This window comes from Deinococcus sp. Arct2-2 (genome assembly GCF_004801315.1).
Classification (GTDB): domain Bacteria; phylum Deinococcota; class Deinococci; order Deinococcales; family Deinococcaceae; genus Deinococcus.
In genome coordinates, this window is the sequence record NZ_SSNW01000002.1 from 151,049 (window position 1) to 169,274 (window position 18,226).

Below are 18,226 nucleotides of genomic sequence, written 5' to 3' on the forward strand. Positions count from 1 at the left end.
GGGGCAATCCAAAGTATTCAAAATTGAGAAGACGGGGCGTATCGATGGGCGGAGCGTAGCGCCTGAAAAGAATTTTCGTCAAGCGGGAGGAGGGATGAAATTGGCCTTACCCCCATCGCAGGGCGGCGGATCGTTCAGCGGAGCTAGGAGTGTGGGCGCTGTTCGGGCGTGAGCGTATGGGCGGCGTGGGCAATCACATCACGGATCAGGTGGGTCACATGCGCGTCGTCAAGGCGGTAATACACCACGCGGCCCTCTTTGCGGTTGGTCACCAACGCCAGATCGCGCAAAAGGCGCAATTGATGACTGACCGCACTCTCACTGGTTCCGGCCAGCACACTGAGGTCGCAGACGCACAGTTCGCCACTGGCTAGCGCCGACAGCAGCCTGAGCCGGGTTGGATCGGCCACAGCTTTCAGCACCGCGCTGGCCCGAATCAGGGCACTGGCAGAAGGCATGGCGGCCTGAGCGTGGGCCACCGCCTCTGGGTGAACACAGGCCACCTCGCAGGCATCGCTGGGGAGGGGCACAACCGTAGGCGTCATAGGCTGATGATACGGCGTTCTCAGGCCGAACGGGGCGAGCCGCACGAGAGAGGGCAAATTATTTGACGTTACGTGCAAGGTTTAGCGCGGGTTTTCTTCGAATATACTTGTACTCGCAAAAATCTTTTATATCGCTTGCCCTATATCCAAAACACTGTGTTCAGAGAAAAACGAACAGCATGACTACCAATGCGATAATCAAGGCGATAGCCACTACAAAAAAGCGGTTTTGCTGTAAGGTCTGCAACGTTTTAGGAGGCAAGCTGGCCGATGTGGCGCTGTGTGCCTCGGCAATGTTGGTGGTGAATGCCCCCGCCTGTGTGATCTGGGCTTGCTGTTTCAACAGTTGTGGGTCAAGGTCTTCTGCGTTGACCTCGACTTCATCCCAATCTTTGGGACGTTCGGCGTGCCGTCCAAACCGCTCATCTTCAGTCATTGTTCGACCCTAGCCCACTCCGTCTTACAACCGAACAACATCACGGTCGGTATTTGACGGTAAACGCACTTTTTCGGTTTCATAAGTGTATTCGCCGCGTTTACTGACTGATAAGATTGTTTAGTAAACAGTCAATTTAAGATATTAAGGCTGAAATAGACGGCGCTTTACATGAATTGTGAGTAGATTGATAATAAATGCATGTCGAATTGTAAAATTTTGAGGGGTGATCGCCATTTAATCAGATGTTTTGCTTCTTACGGTTACCATGTAGGAGTTTAAGATCACCGATGTGCGTCTAGCACGTGAAATTCAGCCCAATTGTTGAGATTGACTCAACGGCAGTTGCACATTCCATAAACGGCTTTTGCATCCGCTTTTGCTTGGGCGAGCGCACACTGCCGTATGGAATTCGTTCTCGTCATGGCCTGCATGACCATCCTCATGATGGTTCTCGCCTTCCTGACCCTCACCCGAGAAGACCGGGAGATTGTGCAGGAGCAATTGGCGCTCGACGCCGAAGCCAAGACCCAAATCACTTCAGCGTCCAAGCCCCAAAAAGCTGCTTCTTTTAACCCCAGTACCCGATGATCGATTTGCACACAGCAATTGCCCGCCCAAGCTTAGGCCTGTGGCGGGATTCTTTATTGTTTTCAACTGTTTGAAAATTTTTAAGCATTCTAAAATCAGTGCTGGATGACGCTAATAGGCCAAGCCGCCCCGCTTGAACAGGAAGCCTGTTTTTGTGAATACAACCATCACCGTTCTGCCCTCTGCCTTGAAGCTGAGTTGTGAATTCTGATAAGTGTTGGAGGTGCTGACGCAGGTTCCCTCTAAGCTGTAGGTCGTGCCTTTGGCAAATTGGGGAACTGGTGTAGGAGTGCGGCCCACTGGCTTGACTTGCCCATCAGGTGTGACCGTCACTTCTGTTTTTAATCTTGAATTTTCAAATACCTTTACGCGCACGCCGAGGCAGGGCGAGGGCGCATCGTTGATCGCCAAGAGTCCATCCATCTTGTAAGTGGATGCCGAAGAAACCGATCCCCAAACGGTCAGCGCACCCAGAGTTGTGAGAATCAGAGGACTCCGCCGCCTCAAATCGGCCAACCGTTGAAGAATTGTCATTTGTTTTAGAGTAAAGGCCCACATCCAACAAATCTCTTACCCCCTAATACCTTTCGCCAGCTTGGTCTAAAATGTGTGGTTTTACACAACTGGGATCAGTGAATCTTTAAAATCTTAATCTCACCTCTTTTGGAAAATTCATAGATTCGCTCTGTGAAAGGCCGATGGAACCTCAGAAACGGATTGACTCCATGCTCTACCCTTAAGTCATGCGTTTTCCTTCTGCGGCTCGGTCAGTGTCTGCGCGTTCGAGAGTTGCTCCCGGTGTTGCTGCCGTGTCTGCTTGCCTATCGTTACTTACAGCCTGCGGCGATTTGGGCGGCGGCGATGGTGGAACGGGGGGCGGCACGGGCGGAGGCGCAGGTCAAATTTGTCAGCAGGCCGTGTTGCCTGCAAGTGTTCGCTCGGCGTCCGTATCGGCTAGCACGGTGTTGCCCAGTACGGTGTCTGCGCCCAATTGGAGCGCGCCGCACGTACCCGGCGAACTGTTGATTACGCACACGCCGGGCAGCCTAAGCGGGGGCAATCTGAGTGCACAGTCGGTACAAGCTTTAGGGCTGGTCAATGTGCAGGCTCTGACACCTACCCTGACACTGGCTACCGTGCCAGAGGGCGAATCTGAAGAATTGTCGGCTGCCCGACTTGAGGCTGCTGGCCTGACCGTTCAGCCAAATTTTGTGTATCAGGCGTTGGCTGTCCCCAACGATCCGGGATACCGCTCTGGCCTACAAGTCAGCGGCACCACTATTCCCCAACATTATTTGCCGCGCATCAAGGCGCAGGAGGCGTGGGATTTCTTGGCTGGGTGCGGCAAAACGCCCGCCAGTGTCAAAACCGCTGTGCTGGATACGGGGGCCGACAGCAGCCACCTCGATTTGGTCGGAAGGCTCCTACCTGCACGCAACTACACAGGCAGCACGGTCACCACCAATACCAACGACACCGATGGGCACGGCACCGGTGTGATCGGGCTATTGGGCGCGGCCACCAACAACGGAGTTGGCGTGGCCGCCGTGACTTGGAGCGGGCAGAATTTGATGCCTTACAAGGTGCTGGGTGCAGGCGGTGGGTCTACTGCGCAGGTGGCCCGCGCCCTCAACGACGCCGTTGCACAAGGCGCAAAAGTGGTCAACATGAGCTTTGGCATCGTCCCCGGTGATTACGGCCAAGACCCCGGCGACAAAGTGCTGGATACGGCGCTGAACGCGGCGGCGGCAAGCGCAGTGTTGGTGGCAGCGGCGGGTAATACCCCTGACGACGGCGTGTATTACCCTGCCAGCAACCCCAATGTGATTGCGGTAGGAGCCATTGGCACGGGGAATGCACTGGCCTGCTACAGCGCCCGCCCCAACAGCAAATATTCCCGCGCCCTAGATGTGGTGGCCCCCGGCGGCGCAGGCGGATGCAGCGGAAGCGGCCCGCAAGACAACATGCTGATTCTCCGGCCCACCTCGCAAGGCAGCTACGGCCTCAGCGCCGGAACCAGTGAAGCGGCCCCCTTGGTCAGCGGCGTAGCCTCACTGATGCGGGCGGCCAATCCCGCGCTGACGGCCCCACAAACCCGCGCCCTATTGCTGGCGAGTGCCCAAGCCAATGCCGGTTACGCGCAGCTTGATGCATTGGCGGCGGTCAAAGCGGCCACTCGGTAAGCACCTTCCAAATTTGGCACTCAGGGCCGTCCAAATGTTGGGCGGCTTTTGTTTGGGAAACAAGCCGATGCAGTGGACAAATGGCCTAAAATGTGATATCACTTTGATACATATTTGATGGCTTGTAAGCTTCTTTGCCATCACCTGTTGTGGAGCCTGCTATGAGTAAACTTGAACAACCTCCAGTTATTCCTCCTCACCAGAGCGGCGTTTCTCCTGAGCCGGGGGTTGCCAGCGTAGAACGCCGCGCCTTTGGACTACCGGGCGTGCCTGCCGTCTTGCTGTGGCTTGTCGTAGCCGGACTGTCGTTTGCGCTCCTCGTCTCAGAGCAGATCGTCTTAGGACTCTTGCTAGGCTTCTTCAATTTTCTCGGCCTGCTGGGTTTTTTCATCGTGCAGCCCAATCAAGCCTCATTGCTCACCTTGTTTGGCCGCTACGTGGGTACAGAACGCCGGAACGGGTTTTATTGGACGAATCCTTTCACTGTGCGGAAGCGCATTTCGCTCAGAATTCGTAACTTCAATTCCGAGCGCTTGAAAGTGAACGATCAGATGGGCAATCCTATAGAAATTGCTGCTGTCATCGTTTGGCGCGTCGTCGACACTGCCCGCGCCGTATTCGACGTAGAGGATTACATAGCGTTCGTAGCCATTCAGGCCGAGACAGGGTTGCGCCACCTCGCCTCGCAGTACCCCTACGACAATTACGACGAAGCGGGCATGAGCCTGCGCGGAAACCCTGATGAAGTGGCCGAAGCGTTGGTGCGTGAACTCGGAACCCGGCTCCGGCACGCGGGCGTCGAAATTCTGGAAGCCCGCCTGTCTCACCTCGCCTACTCGCCCGAAATTGCCGGGGCCATGCTTCAGCGCCAGCAAGCCAGCGCGATTATCGCCGCACGCACGCAAATTGTTCAGGGCGCGGTGGGCATGGTGCAAATGGCGCTTCAGCAACTGTCGGAGCAAAAAATTGTGGAACTTGACGAAGAACGCAAGGCCCAAATGGTTTCAAACCTGTTGGTTGTCCTGACCAGCGAGCGCGGCACCCAGCCCATCGTGAACGCGGGGAGCCTGTATTGAGCGCCTTGAGTGTGGCGCGGGATAGCCGGAAGCGGGCCGGGTGAGGGCGTGTGGCACGCAAAAACTACCCTCTGCGGATCAGTCCCGAACTATACGCCGCCCTAGAACGCTGGGCCGCCGACGATCTCCGAAGCGTGAATGCCCAAATCGAATTTCTGCTGACCCAGAGCGTGAAAAAGGCGGGCCGAATGGGGCAAACGCTGAAGGCAGCGGCAGAATCACCCTCATCTCTAGAAAACCCTGAGCAGTAATCCAGTTCAACTCCCCGTTGCCAGCATCTTGGACGGGGAGTTGTGTTGTTGCTCCGGCTTATTGATCTCTGCATATGTCTGCGACGCTATGAGTGCAGGGGTATCGTCCCAGTGCGGAATTTTGGTTCTACTTCAACAAGTGAAGCGCGAAAAGCGTCGCCAACTTTGGCAGAGATCAATAGTCCCGCTCTATTCCGCGCAACAATAAGCCCACAAAGCTGTCGGCCACGTCAGTTTGACTTAGGCGGCCCCCCGGCCTGAACCAATTGGGCAGCCAGTTTGCGCCCGACAAGGCCAGCACCGCCGTAAGCTTTACATTCGTATCGGGCGCAAAATCGCCGGAATCTACGCCATCTTGCAAAATCCCCCGAAAGACCCGCTCCACTGCGTCGCGCCGCGCCGTCACCGCTTCTTGCCGCTCCGGGGGCAATTGTCGCCACTCGCTAAACAGCACCGCCGAGAATTCCAAGTTGCGCGTCACGACATCGGTGTAGCCCTCCAGCGCCAGCCGGAGACGGTCTGCAGGCGGCAGTTCACTGCGCTGGGCGGGAAGTAGCGCCTCATCAAATTCGTCGGCCACGCTCTGCACGATGCCCCACAGCAAGTCTTCTTTGCTGGTGATGTGCGAATACAAGCTGCCCGCCTTCATATTCAGCGCGGCGGCAATATCACGCATAGACGTAGAACGGTAGCCCACTTCCGAAAAAAGGCGAGCGGCCACACGGTAAATCTGCTCTTTGCGGCCTCCGACAGGCGCGGCGGCTTGCAGATCGGCGTCAATCATCGGCTGAATGCTAGCAGCCCAGTCGCACTAAGGGGCGAGCTTTGGCACACGCAGCGGTCAGGAATCTGCGAATCTACGAACGCGCTTCGGCATTTTGTGCTTGCCAGAGCCTATAATCAGGGCGCTCTACCACGTCCATTCTTCTGCTGTCTTTTCATCAGACGGTAAATCCTGCCGGGCCACGCTGCTCCGACCAAGTCGGCAATCAGTGTGGGGTATAAATATTCATCGGTTTATTCAATTTTCTGCTCAATTGGCCGGAAAGACCGTACACTCTGTCCAAAAACTACCGATCTAGACATAGAAAATGTGTTTTACTTGCATCCTGTCATCTCTTGACGCTTGATGTGATTGGTCTTACTATTATGCACATCGGTTAAATCGGCTCCCGTGAGGGCACGAACCGACCTCTTGCAGCCGGGCGTGTGTGCCGCGTCCCTCCACTCCGAGGTCTGTCATGACATCTATTCCGTCAGGTTCGTCTAGTCCGCCCGATTCTGCCTTCAGCTCCCCCGATCTCTCTTCCAGCGGCAGTGCATGGCAAGAGTTGTTGCCGCCCATGACCGAGCACGAGGCCAGCGTGGAAGCCAACCGCTGCCTGTACTGCTACGACGCGCCGTGCCTGCATGCCTGCCCCACCCACATCGACATTCCCACGTTTATCCGAAAAATCGGCACCGGAAACTTGCGCGGCAGTGCCCGCGTCATTCTGGAATCTAACTTTTTGGGCGGCACCTGCGCCCGCGTGTGCCCGGTACAAGAACTCTGTGAAGGCGCGTGCGTGCTGGGCGCAGACCACAAGCCGATTCAGATTGGCAGGCTGCAACGCTACGCCGTAGACCATGTGCAGGAGCGCGGATTGCAGATGTTTGCGCCCGGCACGCCGACCGGCAAAAAGGTGGCGGTGGTGGGCAGTGGCCCCGCCGGAATCAGTGCGGCGGCGGAACTTGCCAAGCAGGGCCACGCGGTGACGTTGCTGGAAAAACGCGAACTGGCGGGCGGCCTCAGCACTTACGGCATCATCAGCCTGCGCGAACCAATCGAGGTGGCGCAGCGCGAGGTGGATGCAGTGCGGGCGCTGGGTGTGGACGTGCAAACGGGCCATGAACTGAGCGGAGCCGCAGAACTGGGCATTTTGCTGAACGAGCATCACGCGGTGTTTTTGGCACTGGGTCTGGGGGCCGTCCCCGCGATGGGTATTCCCGGTGAAGAACATGTGCTGGACGGCCTAGATTTCATCGAGCAAGCCAAATTGAATCCCGCCAGCATTCAACCCGGCCACAAGGCCATAGTCATTGGGGCAGGCAACACGGCCATAGACGCCGCCACGATGGCCCGCCGAGCCGGGGCCGATGTGAATATGGTGTACCGCCGCACCGAGCGCGAGATGACGGCCTACCGCCATGAATACGAATTTGCGCTGCACGAGGGCATTCACTTCACGTTCCTGACCCAGCCGATAGAAGTGCTGAGTAAGCATGGCAAAGTGACGGGCCTACGCTGCGTGAAAATGGCCCTCGGTGCGCCTGACGCCTCTGGCCGCGCCCGCCCCGAACCCGTGAAAGGCAGCGAATTCGTGATTGAATGCGACACCGTGATCAAGGCCATTGGGCAGGAAAAGCCCGCGCTGGCCGAAGTGCTGGGGCTGGAGCTGGAAGGTGGCTATATCAAGGTGAATGACGATCTTCAAACCAGTTTGCCCCGCGTGTGGGCAGGCGGCGACGGCGTGCGGGTGCGGGGCAGTGCCAGCACTGTTATGGCCGTGCAAGACGGCAAAATCGCGGCGGCGAGTATTGGGGCGGCGCTGATGACAGACGTGCCGGCAGACTGATGGACGTTGTACCAGTTGTGCTTTCCACTGCCCACGTCCTACAACCCACTTCCACCTTACACTCACAGAGCCGTGAAACGGAGGAATCCAATGGCTGACCTGTCCATCAACTTCGCGGGCATTCGCGCCCCCAATCCGTTTTGGCTGGCTTCCGCGCCACCGACCAATTCCGGGCTTCAGATCAACCGTGCCTTCGAACATGGCTGGGGCGGGGCCGTCTGGAAAACTATCGGCGCACCCGTACTCAACATTTCCAACCGCTACAGCGGCCTCAGCATCGGCGGGCAACGGCTTCTTGCCATCAATAACGTCGAACTGATTTCAGACCGCCCGCTGGATGTGAACCTGCGCGAAATTGCGGAAGTGAAGCGGCTGTGGCCTGACCGCGCCGTGATCGTGAGCGCGATGGTAGACGCCGACCCGCAGGCATGGCGCGACATCGTCATGATGATCGAGGACACTGGCGCAGACGGCATAGAACTGAATTACGGCTGTCCGCAGGGCATGAGTGAGCGCGGCATGGGCGCGGCGGTGGGCCAAGTGCCGGAAATGTGCGAGCTGAACACGCACTGGGTCACGTCCGTCACCAGGCTCCCGGTGATCGTCAAGCTGACGCCCAACATCACGCACATCATCGAACCCGCGCATGCCGGAATTGCGGGCGGCGCACACGCCCTCAGCCTGATCAACACCATCAATTCCATCATGAAAGTCGATCTGGACACCTTTCAGATCACGCCCAATATCGGTGGACGCGGCACACACGGCGGCTACGCGGGGCCAGCGGTCAAACCGATTGCGCTGAACATGCTGACCGAACTGATGACCGACCCGGGCGTGCTGCGTTCCGGCGTGCCCGTGTGCGGCATGGGCGGCATCGTGACTTGGCGAGACGCTGCCGAATTTATGCTGCTAGGGGCGACCGCCGTACAGGTGTGTACCGCCGCCATGCACTACGGCTACCGCATCGTCGAGGACATGATCGACGGCCTGAGCAACTGGATGGACGACAAGGGTTTTGCCACCATCTACGACTTTGCCGGAAAATCCTTGCCGCAGGTCAGCACGTTTGGGCAGCTCGACCTAAGTTATCAGGCGGTGGCCCGCATCAATCCCGACAAATGCATTCAGTGCAACCTCTGTTACGTGGCCTGCAACGACACCGCGCACCAGTGCATCGATCTTTATTCGGCAGATGGAATTCGCGTCGATCCCGGTTTCGATCCACGCATGAACGGGCGGCAGGTGGCCGACAGCCGCCCCGTGCCTGTCGTGCGCGAACCCGACTGCGTGGGCTGTGCGCTGTGCGCCAACGTGTGCCCGGTAGACAACTGCATCGAAATGGTCAGCGTACCAAGTGGCCGCGAGAGCGTGACATGGGATGAACTGACTGCCGCCCGCCCCGCCGTCACGCAAAGCTGGGCCGCTATGGAAGCGTATAGGGCAGAAGCTGGGATTGAGATTCACTGAAGTGGATCGAATGACTTTCTTTGAGTTCTTAATTTGTGAGGCCAATGGAGGATTGTTTGAATACAATTTTGCCAAAGGTGAGTTTGCAGCTGCTCTTCAAATTTCCTCTCAGCCAGCTCAGGTAGTTTCTGGTCAAGGAATGCACTGTTTGAAGCTAAGAGGTTTTGAAATTGAAATGAATGATGAGTTGCCCGGTGTGCAAGTGGTCTTTTCTGGCGATTTAGAGCATCAAATTGCAGTTGATCTCACGCACGAGTTGGCCGAAAGTCTGAGCCGATTTACAGGCCAACCTGCCGCAGTGATTGACTTCAACGGAGAACTCAAAGGCAAAATCGTCTCCTTCTAGAATCTGTAACGTGGGGTAAGGCATGACCATACTCATCCAAAACGGCGAACTCATCTCAGACGGCAGGCGATACAAAGCCGATCTGCTGATTGAAGGTGAAATCATTGCCCAAATTGGCGAGAACCTGACTGCCCCCGAAGGCGCACGGGTCATTGATGCCAGCGGCAAATATATCTTCCCCGGATTCATTGACCCACATGTGCATGTGCATCTGCCGTTCATGGGCACCTTTGCCAAAGATACGCACACTACAGCGTCTCAGGCGGCGTTGGTTGGCGGGACCACGACATTTATTGAGATGCTGTGTCCGGCAGGAAATGAAAAGCTGGCTGATGCATGGAACATCTGGACAAGAAAAGCGGAAGGCAGTAGCGCGAGCGACTACACCTTCCATTTGGGCGTGACCCGCTGGGATGATGAAACCGAAGCTACTTTGCGCCAATTGGTAGCGGACGGAATGAAGTCGTTCAAGGTTTTTCTGGCCTATAAGGGCGCATTCGGCATAGATGACGCCGCGCTTTACCAAGTATGCAAGCTCGCCAAAGAATTGGGCGTGATCGTGACCGCTCACTGCGAGAACGCCGACTTGGTGTCTCAATTGCAGCAAAAGCTGTTGGCAGAAGGCAACACCGGCCCCGAATGGCATGAACCCAGCCGCCCAGAAGCGGTGGAGGCGGAAGGCACAGCGCACTTTGCCACCTTCCTAGAAATGACGGGCGCGAAAGGGTACGTGGTGCATCTCTCCAACGCCCGCGCGCTAGAGGCCGCGCTGGACGCCAAAGCACGCGGCGTGGATATTGGCGTGGAAGTGGTGATTCCCCACCTGTTGCTCGACAAAACCTATGCCGAACGCCCCGGCATAGAGGGCGCAAAGCATGTGATGTCGCCGCCCCTGCGCGACAAAAGCAACCAGCCCGCGCTGTGGCAGGCGCTGGAACTGGGGCAGATCGATACGGTGGGCACCGATCATTGCCCCTTCGACGTGGCCCAAAAACACATGGGCGACGGCAATTTCACCCTGATTCCCAACGGCATTCCCGCCATCGAAGACCGCGTGAACTTGCTGTATACCTACGGTGTCAGCCGGGGCAATCTGCGGCTGGAACGCTTCGTAGACGCGGCCAGCACCCGCGCCGCGCAACTGTTCGGCCTCTACCCACGCAAAGGCACATTGTCGGTGGGCAGCGACGCCGATATCGTGGTGTTCGACCCCCAGTATCGGGGCGTGGTCAGTGCCGCCACATCGCACATGAACAACGACTACAGCGGCTTTGAAGGCTTTGAACTCGATGGCCGCCCCGAACTCGTGACCGTGCGCGGCGAAGTGGCCGCCGAGAACGGCGAATTCGTGGGCACGGTGGGGCGCGGGCAACTGCTCCGGCGTTAGTGGTTGCCTTTTCTGTCCCTCTCTCAGGGGGGCCGTTGCACAGCAGCCGGGGGTTCGCCTTCCATCTCAGCCACCATTTCCCGTCTCAGAGGTATTCCCCTTGACCGTATCCCGCCCAACTTCTGACGCTCCCATCGTCTCCGTGCGCGACCTCAGCATGATTTTCCCCACTCCCGGCGGGCAAACAGTGGCCCTCAAGGATGCCAATCTACTGATCATGCCGGGAGAGTTTATCAGCCTGATTGGGCCGTCTGGATGCGGCAAAACCACGCTGCTAAGGTTGATGGCCGACCTGATTCAACCCACAGGCGGCGAATTGTTGGTGAACGGAGATACGCCCAGAAAAGCCCGCGAAAACCGGGCCTACGGTTACGTGTTTCAGGCTCCGGCGTTGATGGAATGGCGCAATGTGCTGAACAACGTCAAGTTGCCGCTGGACGTGATGAATACGCCCAAAGCCGAGAGGGACAGCCGCGCCCGCGAGATGCTGAAACTGGTGGGGCTTGAAAAATTCGAGCGGTCTTACCCTTGGCAGCTGTCGGGCGGGATGCAGCAGCGCGTGAGCATTGCGCGGGCGCTGGCTTTCGATCCGGCGATGCTTTTCATGGATGAACCGTTCGGGGCGTTGGACGAAATCACCCGCGAGAATCTCAATCTGGAACTCTTGCGGTTGTGGCGCGAGACGGGCAAAACGGTGGTGTTCGTGACCCATTCCATCAGCGAGGCGGTCTTCCTCAGCACCCGCGTGGTGGTCATGACCGCCCGCCCCGGCAAGATTGAAGGAATCGTGGATATTGGGTTGCCACACCCTCGAAGCGAAGAAAGCCGTGAAGACCCGCGTTTTTTCGAGTACGCGACCCAGATTCGGGAACTGCTGAAGAAGGGGCATTCGTGAGGGGGGCGGGAAGACAACCCCCCAGTCTGCTCTCCTTCGGAGCTGTACCAGTTCGCAGCCAGCCCCCCTCAAGGGGAGAGCAACAGCGGTTGTCCTCCCCTTTAAGGGGGGGCGTTGCAAAGCAACGGGGGGGTTTGCCCCGATGACCACGCTGCCCAGTTCCCCCCGCCCCGCCCGCCGCCCTTCCAATCTGTTGCCCATGCTCGGCGTTGCCCTCGCCGCCCTGCTGCTGTATTGGCCGCTGATGCTGTGGGCCAATTCGGGGCAGGCAGCCCGCTCGCTGGCCAGCGGTGCAGATTTGGGCTGCTCGACGGCTTTGGCCTGTGCCACACAGCTCCGCAATCCGGTCATTCCCGCGCCGGGCCAATTTGCCAGCGGCTTTCGTAATCTCAGTGTGCCGCCATTGGCTCCCACCAGTGCGCCCTACAACGCCCTCGTCACAGGTGGAGAAACGCTGCTGGGGCTGGCGCTGGCGTCCGTATTCGGACTCGTTTTGGCAACCCTACTGGTTCGGAGCCGCAGCTTCGAGCGGGCCACGTTGCCTTGGTTGGTGGCCTCGCAAACCGTGCCCATCGTGGCCCTCGCGCCCATGCTGGCTGTGCTGCTGGGGCAATACGGCGTGCAGGGGTTCGTCCCCAAAGCCATCATCGCCGCCTACATCGCCTTTTTTCCTATAGCCATCGGTATGGCGCAGGGCCTCCGCAGTCCCGACCCACTGCAACTGGATTTGATGCGAACCTACCGCGCCTCGCCCGCGCAGGTGTTTGGGCTGCTTCGGATTCCGGCCAGCCTGCCCTACCTGTTCACGTCGCTGAAAGTGGCGGCGACGGCGGCGCTGGTGGGCAGCATCGTGGCCGAAATCAGCACCATCTCCTTTTCCGGGCTGGGCAAGATGCTGGCCGAAAACTCGCGGGCGTCCGATACGGTGGCGCTCTGGGTCATCATGATTTACGGCGCGGCGCTGGGCATCGTGCTGGTGGCAATTATTGGCGGACTAGAAAGGTTGGTGACCCGGTGGCGACCCCCAGCATGACGCAGGACTCTGTGCAGGTGACGGCGCTTCCGGTGCGCTCTGGCTTCGGCCTGCCGCTGCTGCTGCTTGCCGCTCTTGGATTACTAGGCCTGAGTTTCCTGCTGGCCGGACAACCCGCCCCGGCGGTGGCGTGGCCCTGGTTATTGAGCGTGGTGGCTCTGCTGGTAGTCGGCGCAGTGGGCATCCGGCAAAGCGCACAGGGCGAAAACCGCACCGCCCGCATTTTGCCTGCCGCCGCCACACTCATTCTCGCTGTCCTCGCCGCCGAAGCTGTTCTCCGCGCCTACGCCATTCCCACCGGACTGATTCCCACGCCCAGCAAGGTGGCGCAGTCGCTGTGGGCCGCCCGCACCGTGTTGCTGCAAGACGCTTATTACACCTTCGTACTAGAAGCGCTGCTTGGATTCGTTATCGGCACGTTGGCGGGGTTGGCGCTGGCACTCTTGGCCGTGCGATTCCGCATCCTCGAACGCGGCGTCCTGCCTTACGCGGCGTTGCTTTCTAGCGTGCCTATCGTCGCTTTGGCCCCGGTGGTCATCAAGGCGGCGGGATTGGGCTGGCCATCCAAAACCATCATCGTCGCCATTACGGTGCTGTTCCCCGTCGTCATCAACGCGGTGCGCGGCCTGCAAAGCGCCCAACCTATGCACCTTGACTTGATGCACTCCTATGCCGCCTCGCCCGCCCAGACCTTCCGTGAGGTACGCTGGCCCTCGGCCCTCCCCTTCATTTTTACCGCTCTGCGCGTCAGTTCAACGCTGGCCCTCATCAACGCCATCGTCGCGGAGTTCTTCGGCACCGAAGGGCACGGGCTGGGCTTCCGCATTCAAATCGAAGTCGGGCGCTTCGGGCTGGACATCGTGTGGGCCGCGATTGTGGTGGCCTCGGTTATCGGCATTTCGTTCTATCTGTTGATTTCAGCCCTAGAACGCTACGTGTTGCGAAGAAATTAGAGATCACTCCCCGCACTTCCCCTCTGTTTTGGAGGTTCCATAATGAAGAAATTCGCGCTCTTGTCCGCCCTGCTCGGCCTCGCCATCCTTCCCACCGCCGCCGCACAGTCCGGCACGCCTGCCAAGCCCGTGCAGGTGCGGCTGCAACTGAAGTGGTTCCCGCAGGCCCAGTTCGCCGGATTCTTTGTGGCGCAGGCCAAAGGCTACTTCAAGGCGGAAGGGCTGGACGTGCAGTTGTTGCCCATCGGGGATCAGTCACCTATCCAAACGGTGTCTACAGGCGCAGCAGATTTCGGCACCACTTGGATTACTGACTTGCTTACGGCCCGCCAGCAGGGGCTTCCAGTGGTTCACATCGCGCAACTGTTCCAAAAATCTGGCTTTACGTTGGTGTCCCTCAAATCCAGCAACCTCATCAAGCCCGCCGACTTTAAGGGCAAGCGCGTGGGCGTGTGGCCCAGCGGCAACGAATACCCGGCCATCGCCCTGATGAAAAAATACGGCCTGACCACCAGTCTCGACTCCACCGTGTCCAATCCCAGCGTGCAGGCCGTCACTTATCCCTTTGACCCCAGTATCGTCTTCCCCGACAAAGTCGACCTCGTGTCGGCCATGACCTACAACGAAGTCGATCAGATCGTGGGCCTCGGCTACAGCATGGACAAACTCCGCATCTTCAAAGCGTCCGACTACGGCATCAACTTGCTGGAAGACTTGATGTTCACGTCTCAGAAGGTGCTGGACGACAAGAACTTTAAGAACAGCGGCCTCAGCGGGCGCGAAATTGCGGCACGGTTGGTGCGGGCCAGCCTGAAGGGTTGGAATTACGCTGTGAAAAATCAGGCCGAGGCCGTGAATATCGTGCTGCCCCTCTGCGGTAACACCTGCAAAGGCTCGGGCACCCGCGCCGACGCCAAAGGCCACCAGACGTGGCAAATGGCCGAAATTGCCAAGCTGTACAACAGTGGCCCGACGCTCAAAGGCCGCGCCGGATACCTCGATCCAGCCGTGTACAAATCCAACGTGACCCTCCTCAAAAGCTTGGGCATTTTGAAAGCTGACCCCGCTGCCGGAGCGGTGGATTACACCGTTTGGCAGGCGGCGACGGGCAAAAAGTAAGTCCGGCAATCTCAACATAGCGGGTACTGTTCAGTTGGGGGAGTGTAGCCTCAAGCTGAACAGTTCCGCAGTAGAGTAGACGGCATGATTCCTTCGGTGCGGTGGTTGGCGGCGGGCTGCGTTTGCTCTGGCAGCCTGCTTTTTTCTCAAGTGGCCGCCCAGAGCGCCACCATGACCATTCCCGGTATGGGGCAAATGTTGGCAGGCGACAACTCGGCCCGCGCCCTGAAGTGCAACGGCGACGCCGTAACTGTGAGCGGCAGCGGCAATAAGCTGACGTTGACTGGCAACTGTACCCAAGTCGTGGTGAATGGCAGTAAAAATGTCGTCACAGTTGTCGCAGTCGGGCAAATCGTTATCAACGGCAGACAGAACACCGTGACTTGGAGCAAGTCGTTGAAAGGGGTTAAGCCCATGACGCGCATCACGGGAACAGCCAACAAGATTCTTAAAAAGTAGCATCCTGACTCCTCCGCCAATTCCAGTTGCTCTGGTTGGCGGGGTTCTAATTTTCCAGTTTCACTCTTGAAGGGGAGCCTATGACGACACTCGATCCGCGCCGGACTGTAAACGAACTCAAGGCCCTCCGTGCTCTCACAGGCGATGAACACGGCGCTCAACGGGTGGCGTTTACCGACAAATGGGTGGCGGCCCGCAACTTTTTGAGGGAACGTTTGGCTGAGTTGCCTGTGGAAGTGCATAGCGATCCGGCGGGAAACCTGTGGGCCACCCTACGCGGCGAATCGGAGCGGGAATTGTTGATCGGCGGTCACCTTGACAGCGTGCCGAACGGCGGTTGGCTGGACGGCTGCCTGAATGTGCTGGCGGGCCTAGAAGTGCTGCGCCGCATTAATGCGCAGTATGGGAGCAAGCCGCCTGTCACCGTGCGCCTTGTGGATTGGGCCGACGAAGAAGGCGCACGCTTTGGTCGCAGCCTGTACGGTTCCAGCGCGGCCAGCGGGTATTTTGACGTAGATCAGATGGCGAAATTGCATGACCGCGACGGCGTTTCGTTGGCCGATGCCCTGCTGAAAGTGGGCGTGACTCTGGCCGATGCGCCCCAAGCTCGGGCCGAACTGAAGAATGCGGCGGCATATTTGGAACTGCACATAGAGCAGGGGCCAGTGCTGGAAGGGCTGGGGCTGCCACTGGGCGCGGTGTTGGGCACGGTGGGCGTGGAGCGGCACACCATCACTTTTCATGGGCAGGCGGCACATTCGGGCAGCACGCCTATGAATGTCCGCAAAGATGCGTTTCTGGCGGCAGGCCGATTTGGGGCAGAAATCTACACCATCGCGGCCAAGCACGGCGGCGTTTGCACCATCGGGAGCGTCAAAACCCTGCCCGGCATCGTGACCAGCGTCGTGGAAACCTGCGAAATCACACTGGATCAGCGCCATCTGAACGCCGAAAAACTGGCCGCCATGTGGCAAGACGCGCAGTTCGCCGCCACCCAGTTTGCCGAGGAGGGCGGCTGCTCCGTTACCTTCGCCGATCTCTGGAACATAGAGCCGATTTTGTTTGACCCAGAGCTGATCGACGCGTGTGAGGCGTCTATTTTGGAAGTCACGCCCACCAGCCACCGCCTCCCCAGCGGCCCCCTGCACGACGCGGCAGAAGTGGCCCGCGCCGGAGTGCCCACCGTGATGCTGTTCGTGCAGAGTTTACGCGGCATCAGCCACAACAAAATCGAAGACACCCGTGAAGACCACCTTGAGTTGTGTGTGTCGGCGCTGGATCAATTGGCCGATAAAGCGGTGGCATGGATAGAGGGGCGGGCATGAGTTCGGCGGCAGATCAGGCGTTGATCGAGCGGGCACGGGCACTGATCGAGTCCTTGCCCGACGATGAAAATCACACGGTAGCGGCGGTAGCCCTCGATACGGCGGGCAGGCATTTCGATGGCGTGAATCTGTATCACTTTACGGGCGGCCTCTGTGCCGAGCCAGTGGTGTTGGCGGTGGCTGCCGCTCAGCAGGCCGCGCCACTGGAAGTCGTCGTGGCGGTGGGCAACCGGGGGCGCGGTGTGCTGGCCCCTTGCGGGCGGTGCAGACAAATCCTGTTCGATTACCATCCAGACATTCAAGTGCTGGTTCCACACGGGCCACAGATCCGGCGCGTCGGTATCCGCGAGTTGTTGCCCTACACCTACAACTGGCACGCTCAGACTGACCGGGAGCATGGCGAAGCAAGCCGTCAAGCCGAGTAACTATGAAAACCCCTGAGGAAATCGTTGGAGGTCAGGTCCATGCCCTCAATGCTACTGACATAGACGCATTCATGTCGTTTTGGTGGGAAGATGCAACGTTTTATGGTCATCCCTCCAAACTGATGGCAGACGGCGCACTAGAAATCTGGCAACTTGTTTTCACTAACTTTAACGTTTGCAGCACCCAAGCCACATTGATCAGCTGTTCATTCCTCGGCGATAGTGTGGCAGAGCCTGTTCCTTTGACTCAACCCGGCTCTCTCGGACCAATGAGTTCAAATATTGCCGCTCTATTCAAAGTTGAAGGGCAGAAGATCAAAACCGCTTCGGCTATGGTCACTCCAGCTCCCCATGTATCTGCGATGTTGGCCTGATTCTCCAGTGCTGCCCACGCTTGCCGACTTGTTGACCCTGCCGGCGTTTGCGGGCGCAGAAGTTCTGAGCGGTCAGAGCCGATTGGCGCAGCCCGTCACGTGGGTGCATGTCTCCGAAATTGCCGACGCCGCCCGCTTCCTCAGTGGGGGAGAAGTGCTGCTCAGCACGGGTTCGCCACTCACTTCACTGAATGATGTGGAAGCCGAAGCCTATTTGCGCTCGCTGGCAGAGGGCGGGGCGCACGGGCTGATCTTGGAATTGGTGCGCGACTTGCGTGACCCCCCCCCGGCCCTGCTCGGCGCGGCCCGCCTCTACGATTTCCCGTTGATCGTGTTCCGAAAGGAAGTCAGTTTTGCAGCCCTGACCCGCGCCGCCCATGCCCGCATTCTTAGGCCGCCTGCCGACGCCTCCGAACCGTCGTTGGCCCCGCTGCTGGACGCCCTGAACGAAACGGGCCGCAGCCTCGGCTTTATGCAGGCGCATTTGGGTGCGCTCTTGGCCCTGCCGCCGCGCCCGCGTGCCACGCTGCTCAGCACGCTCGGGGCGCTGCTCGACCACAATTTCAATATGGCGCAATCTGCGCGTCAGTTGGGCGTCCGCCGCCAAACCATCTATTACCGTCTAGAGCAACTGCGGGCCATGTTGGGCGATCTGGACAGTCCCCGGCGGCAACTGGGCTTGCAACTGGCCCTAGAGATTGCGAGGGGAGAGGCGTCGGCAGGTGGGGAAGGGTAGCGTCTAG

At 58.7% G+C, this 18,226-nt stretch carries 21 protein-coding genes; 17 read left to right on the forward strand and 4 right to left on the reverse strand.

The window, feature by feature from the left end; genetic code table 11:
• Positions 1–143: 143 nt before the first annotated feature.
• Both E7T06_RS01815 and E7T06_RS01820 read right to left on the reverse strand, forming a co-directional pair.
• Positions 144–545, reverse strand: coding sequence for a metalloregulator ArsR/SmtB family transcription factor (locus E7T06_RS01815; RefSeq protein WP_136364146.1), 402 nt, complete (start codon positions 543–545; stop codon positions 144–146).
• A 160-nt stretch (positions 546–705) separates the two neighbouring features.
• On the reverse strand, positions 706–981 hold the full coding sequence (locus E7T06_RS01820; protein WP_136364147.1) for a hypothetical protein: 276 nt from the start codon (positions 979–981) through the stop codon (positions 706–708).
• A 405-nt stretch (positions 982–1,386) separates the two neighbouring features.
• Here E7T06_RS01820 and E7T06_RS01825 point away from each other — a divergent pair, with 405 nt between their 5' ends.
• On the forward strand, positions 1,387–1,572 hold the full coding sequence (locus tag E7T06_RS01825; RefSeq protein ID WP_136364148.1) for a hypothetical protein: 186 nt from the start codon (positions 1,387–1,389) through the stop codon (positions 1,570–1,572).
• A gap of 111 nt (positions 1,573–1,683) precedes the next feature.
• Here the strand turns inward: E7T06_RS01825 and E7T06_RS01830 are convergent, their stop codons facing one another.
• Positions 1,684–1,995: a hypothetical protein gene (locus E7T06_RS01830; RefSeq protein ID WP_136364149.1), complete on the reverse strand. Its 312-nt coding sequence runs from the start codon at positions 1,993–1,995 to the stop codon at positions 1,684–1,686.
• Positions 1,996–2,315: 320 nt separating this feature from the next.
• Between E7T06_RS01830 and E7T06_RS01835 the strand changes: the two genes are divergently transcribed.
• From E7T06_RS01835 to E7T06_RS01845, 3 genes are all read left to right on the forward strand, one after another.
• Positions 2,316–3,755, forward strand: a complete 1,440-nt coding sequence (locus tag E7T06_RS01835; protein WP_205750769.1) for a S8 family peptidase — start codon at positions 2,316–2,318, stop codon at positions 3,753–3,755.
• 161 nt (positions 3,756–3,916) lie between these two features.
• Positions 3,917–4,831 (forward strand): SPFH domain-containing protein, encoded by a 915-nt coding sequence (locus E7T06_RS01840; RefSeq protein ID WP_136364150.1) that lies wholly within the window; start codon positions 3,917–3,919, stop codon positions 4,829–4,831.
• 50 nt (positions 4,832–4,881) lie between these two features.
• On the forward strand, positions 4,882–5,082 hold the full coding sequence (locus tag E7T06_RS01845; protein WP_136364151.1) for a PTS ascorbate transporter subunit IIC: 201 nt from the start codon (positions 4,882–4,884) through the stop codon (positions 5,080–5,082).
• Between the two features lie 175 nt (positions 5,083–5,257).
• Here the strand turns inward: E7T06_RS01845 and E7T06_RS01850 are convergent, their stop codons facing one another.
• A complete protein-coding gene (locus E7T06_RS01850) occupies positions 5,258–5,866 on the reverse strand; it encodes a TetR/AcrR family transcriptional regulator (protein ID WP_136364152.1) in 609 nt (202 codons plus the stop codon).
• Positions 5,867–6,323: 457 nt separating this feature from the next.
• On the opposite strand from E7T06_RS01850, the gene E7T06_RS01855 reads away from it, so the two are divergent.
• The 13 genes from E7T06_RS01855 to E7T06_RS01915 all read left to right on the forward strand — a co-directional run bounded on the left by E7T06_RS01855 (position 6,324) and on the right by E7T06_RS01915 (position 18,219).
• Complete coding sequence (locus E7T06_RS01855; protein ID WP_136364153.1) at positions 6,324–7,697, forward strand: NAD(P)-dependent oxidoreductase; 1,374 nt, start codon at positions 6,324–6,326, stop codon at positions 7,695–7,697.
• Between the two features lie 90 nt (positions 7,698–7,787).
• A complete protein-coding gene (gene preA, locus E7T06_RS01860; RefSeq protein WP_136364154.1) occupies positions 7,788–9,167 on the forward strand; it encodes an NAD-dependent dihydropyrimidine dehydrogenase subunit PreA in 1,380 nt (459 codons plus the stop codon).
• A 10-nt stretch (positions 9,168–9,177) separates the two neighbouring features.
• The gene (locus E7T06_RS01865; protein WP_136364155.1) at positions 9,178–9,513 is read left to right on the forward strand and encodes a hypothetical protein; all 336 of its coding nucleotides are present in this window, start codon (positions 9,178–9,180) and stop codon (positions 9,511–9,513) included.
• Positions 9,514–9,535: 22 nt separating this feature from the next.
• Positions 9,536–10,900: a dihydropyrimidinase gene (gene hydA / locus E7T06_RS01870; RefSeq protein WP_136364156.1), complete on the forward strand. Its 1,365-nt coding sequence runs from the start codon at positions 9,536–9,538 to the stop codon at positions 10,898–10,900.
• Positions 10,901–11,000: 100 nt separating this feature from the next.
• Positions 11,001–11,795 carry an ABC transporter ATP-binding protein gene (locus tag E7T06_RS01875; RefSeq protein ID WP_136364157.1) on the forward strand — a complete coding sequence of 265 codons (795 nt, stop codon included), beginning with the start codon at positions 11,001–11,003 and terminating at the stop codon, positions 11,793–11,795.
• A 142-nt stretch (positions 11,796–11,937) separates the two neighbouring features.
• The gene (locus E7T06_RS01880; protein WP_240740796.1) at positions 11,938–12,828 is read left to right on the forward strand and encodes an ABC transporter permease; all 891 of its coding nucleotides are present in this window, start codon (positions 11,938–11,940) and stop codon (positions 12,826–12,828) included.
• Entirely contained in the window at positions 12,825–13,781 is a 957-nt protein-coding gene (locus E7T06_RS01885; protein ID WP_240740797.1) for an ABC transporter permease, read from the forward strand. Before E7T06_RS01880 ends, E7T06_RS01885 begins: the two co-directional genes overlap by 4 nt.
• A gap of 42 nt (positions 13,782–13,823) precedes the next feature.
• Positions 13,824–14,900, forward strand: a complete 1,077-nt coding sequence (locus E7T06_RS01890) for an ABC transporter substrate-binding protein (RefSeq protein WP_136364159.1) — start codon at positions 13,824–13,826, stop codon at positions 14,898–14,900.
• Positions 14,901–14,984: 84 nt separating this feature from the next.
• Positions 14,985–15,359, forward strand: coding sequence for a DUF3060 domain-containing protein (locus E7T06_RS01895; protein ID WP_136364160.1), 375 nt, complete (start codon positions 14,985–14,987; stop codon positions 15,357–15,359).
• Positions 15,360–15,439: 80 nt separating this feature from the next.
• Positions 15,440–16,684 carry a Zn-dependent hydrolase gene (locus E7T06_RS01900; RefSeq protein ID WP_136364161.1) on the forward strand — a complete coding sequence of 415 codons (1,245 nt, stop codon included), beginning with the start codon at positions 15,440–15,442 and terminating at the stop codon, positions 16,682–16,684.
• Positions 16,681–17,109 carry a cytidine deaminase gene (locus E7T06_RS01905; protein ID WP_136364162.1) on the forward strand — a complete coding sequence of 143 codons (429 nt, stop codon included), beginning with the start codon at positions 16,681–16,683 and terminating at the stop codon, positions 17,107–17,109. The genes E7T06_RS01900 and E7T06_RS01905 overlap by 4 nt, the downstream gene beginning before the upstream one ends.
• Positions 17,110–17,111: 2 nt before the next feature.
• On the forward strand, positions 17,112–17,483 hold the full coding sequence (locus tag E7T06_RS01910; RefSeq protein WP_136364163.1) for a hypothetical protein: 372 nt from the start codon (positions 17,112–17,114) through the stop codon (positions 17,481–17,483).
• A gap of 28 nt (positions 17,484–17,511) precedes the next feature.
• Positions 17,512–18,219 (forward strand): PucR family transcriptional regulator, encoded by a 708-nt coding sequence (locus E7T06_RS01915; protein ID WP_240740798.1) that lies wholly within the window; start codon positions 17,512–17,514, stop codon positions 18,217–18,219.
• Positions 18,220–18,226 lie beyond the last annotated feature (7 nt).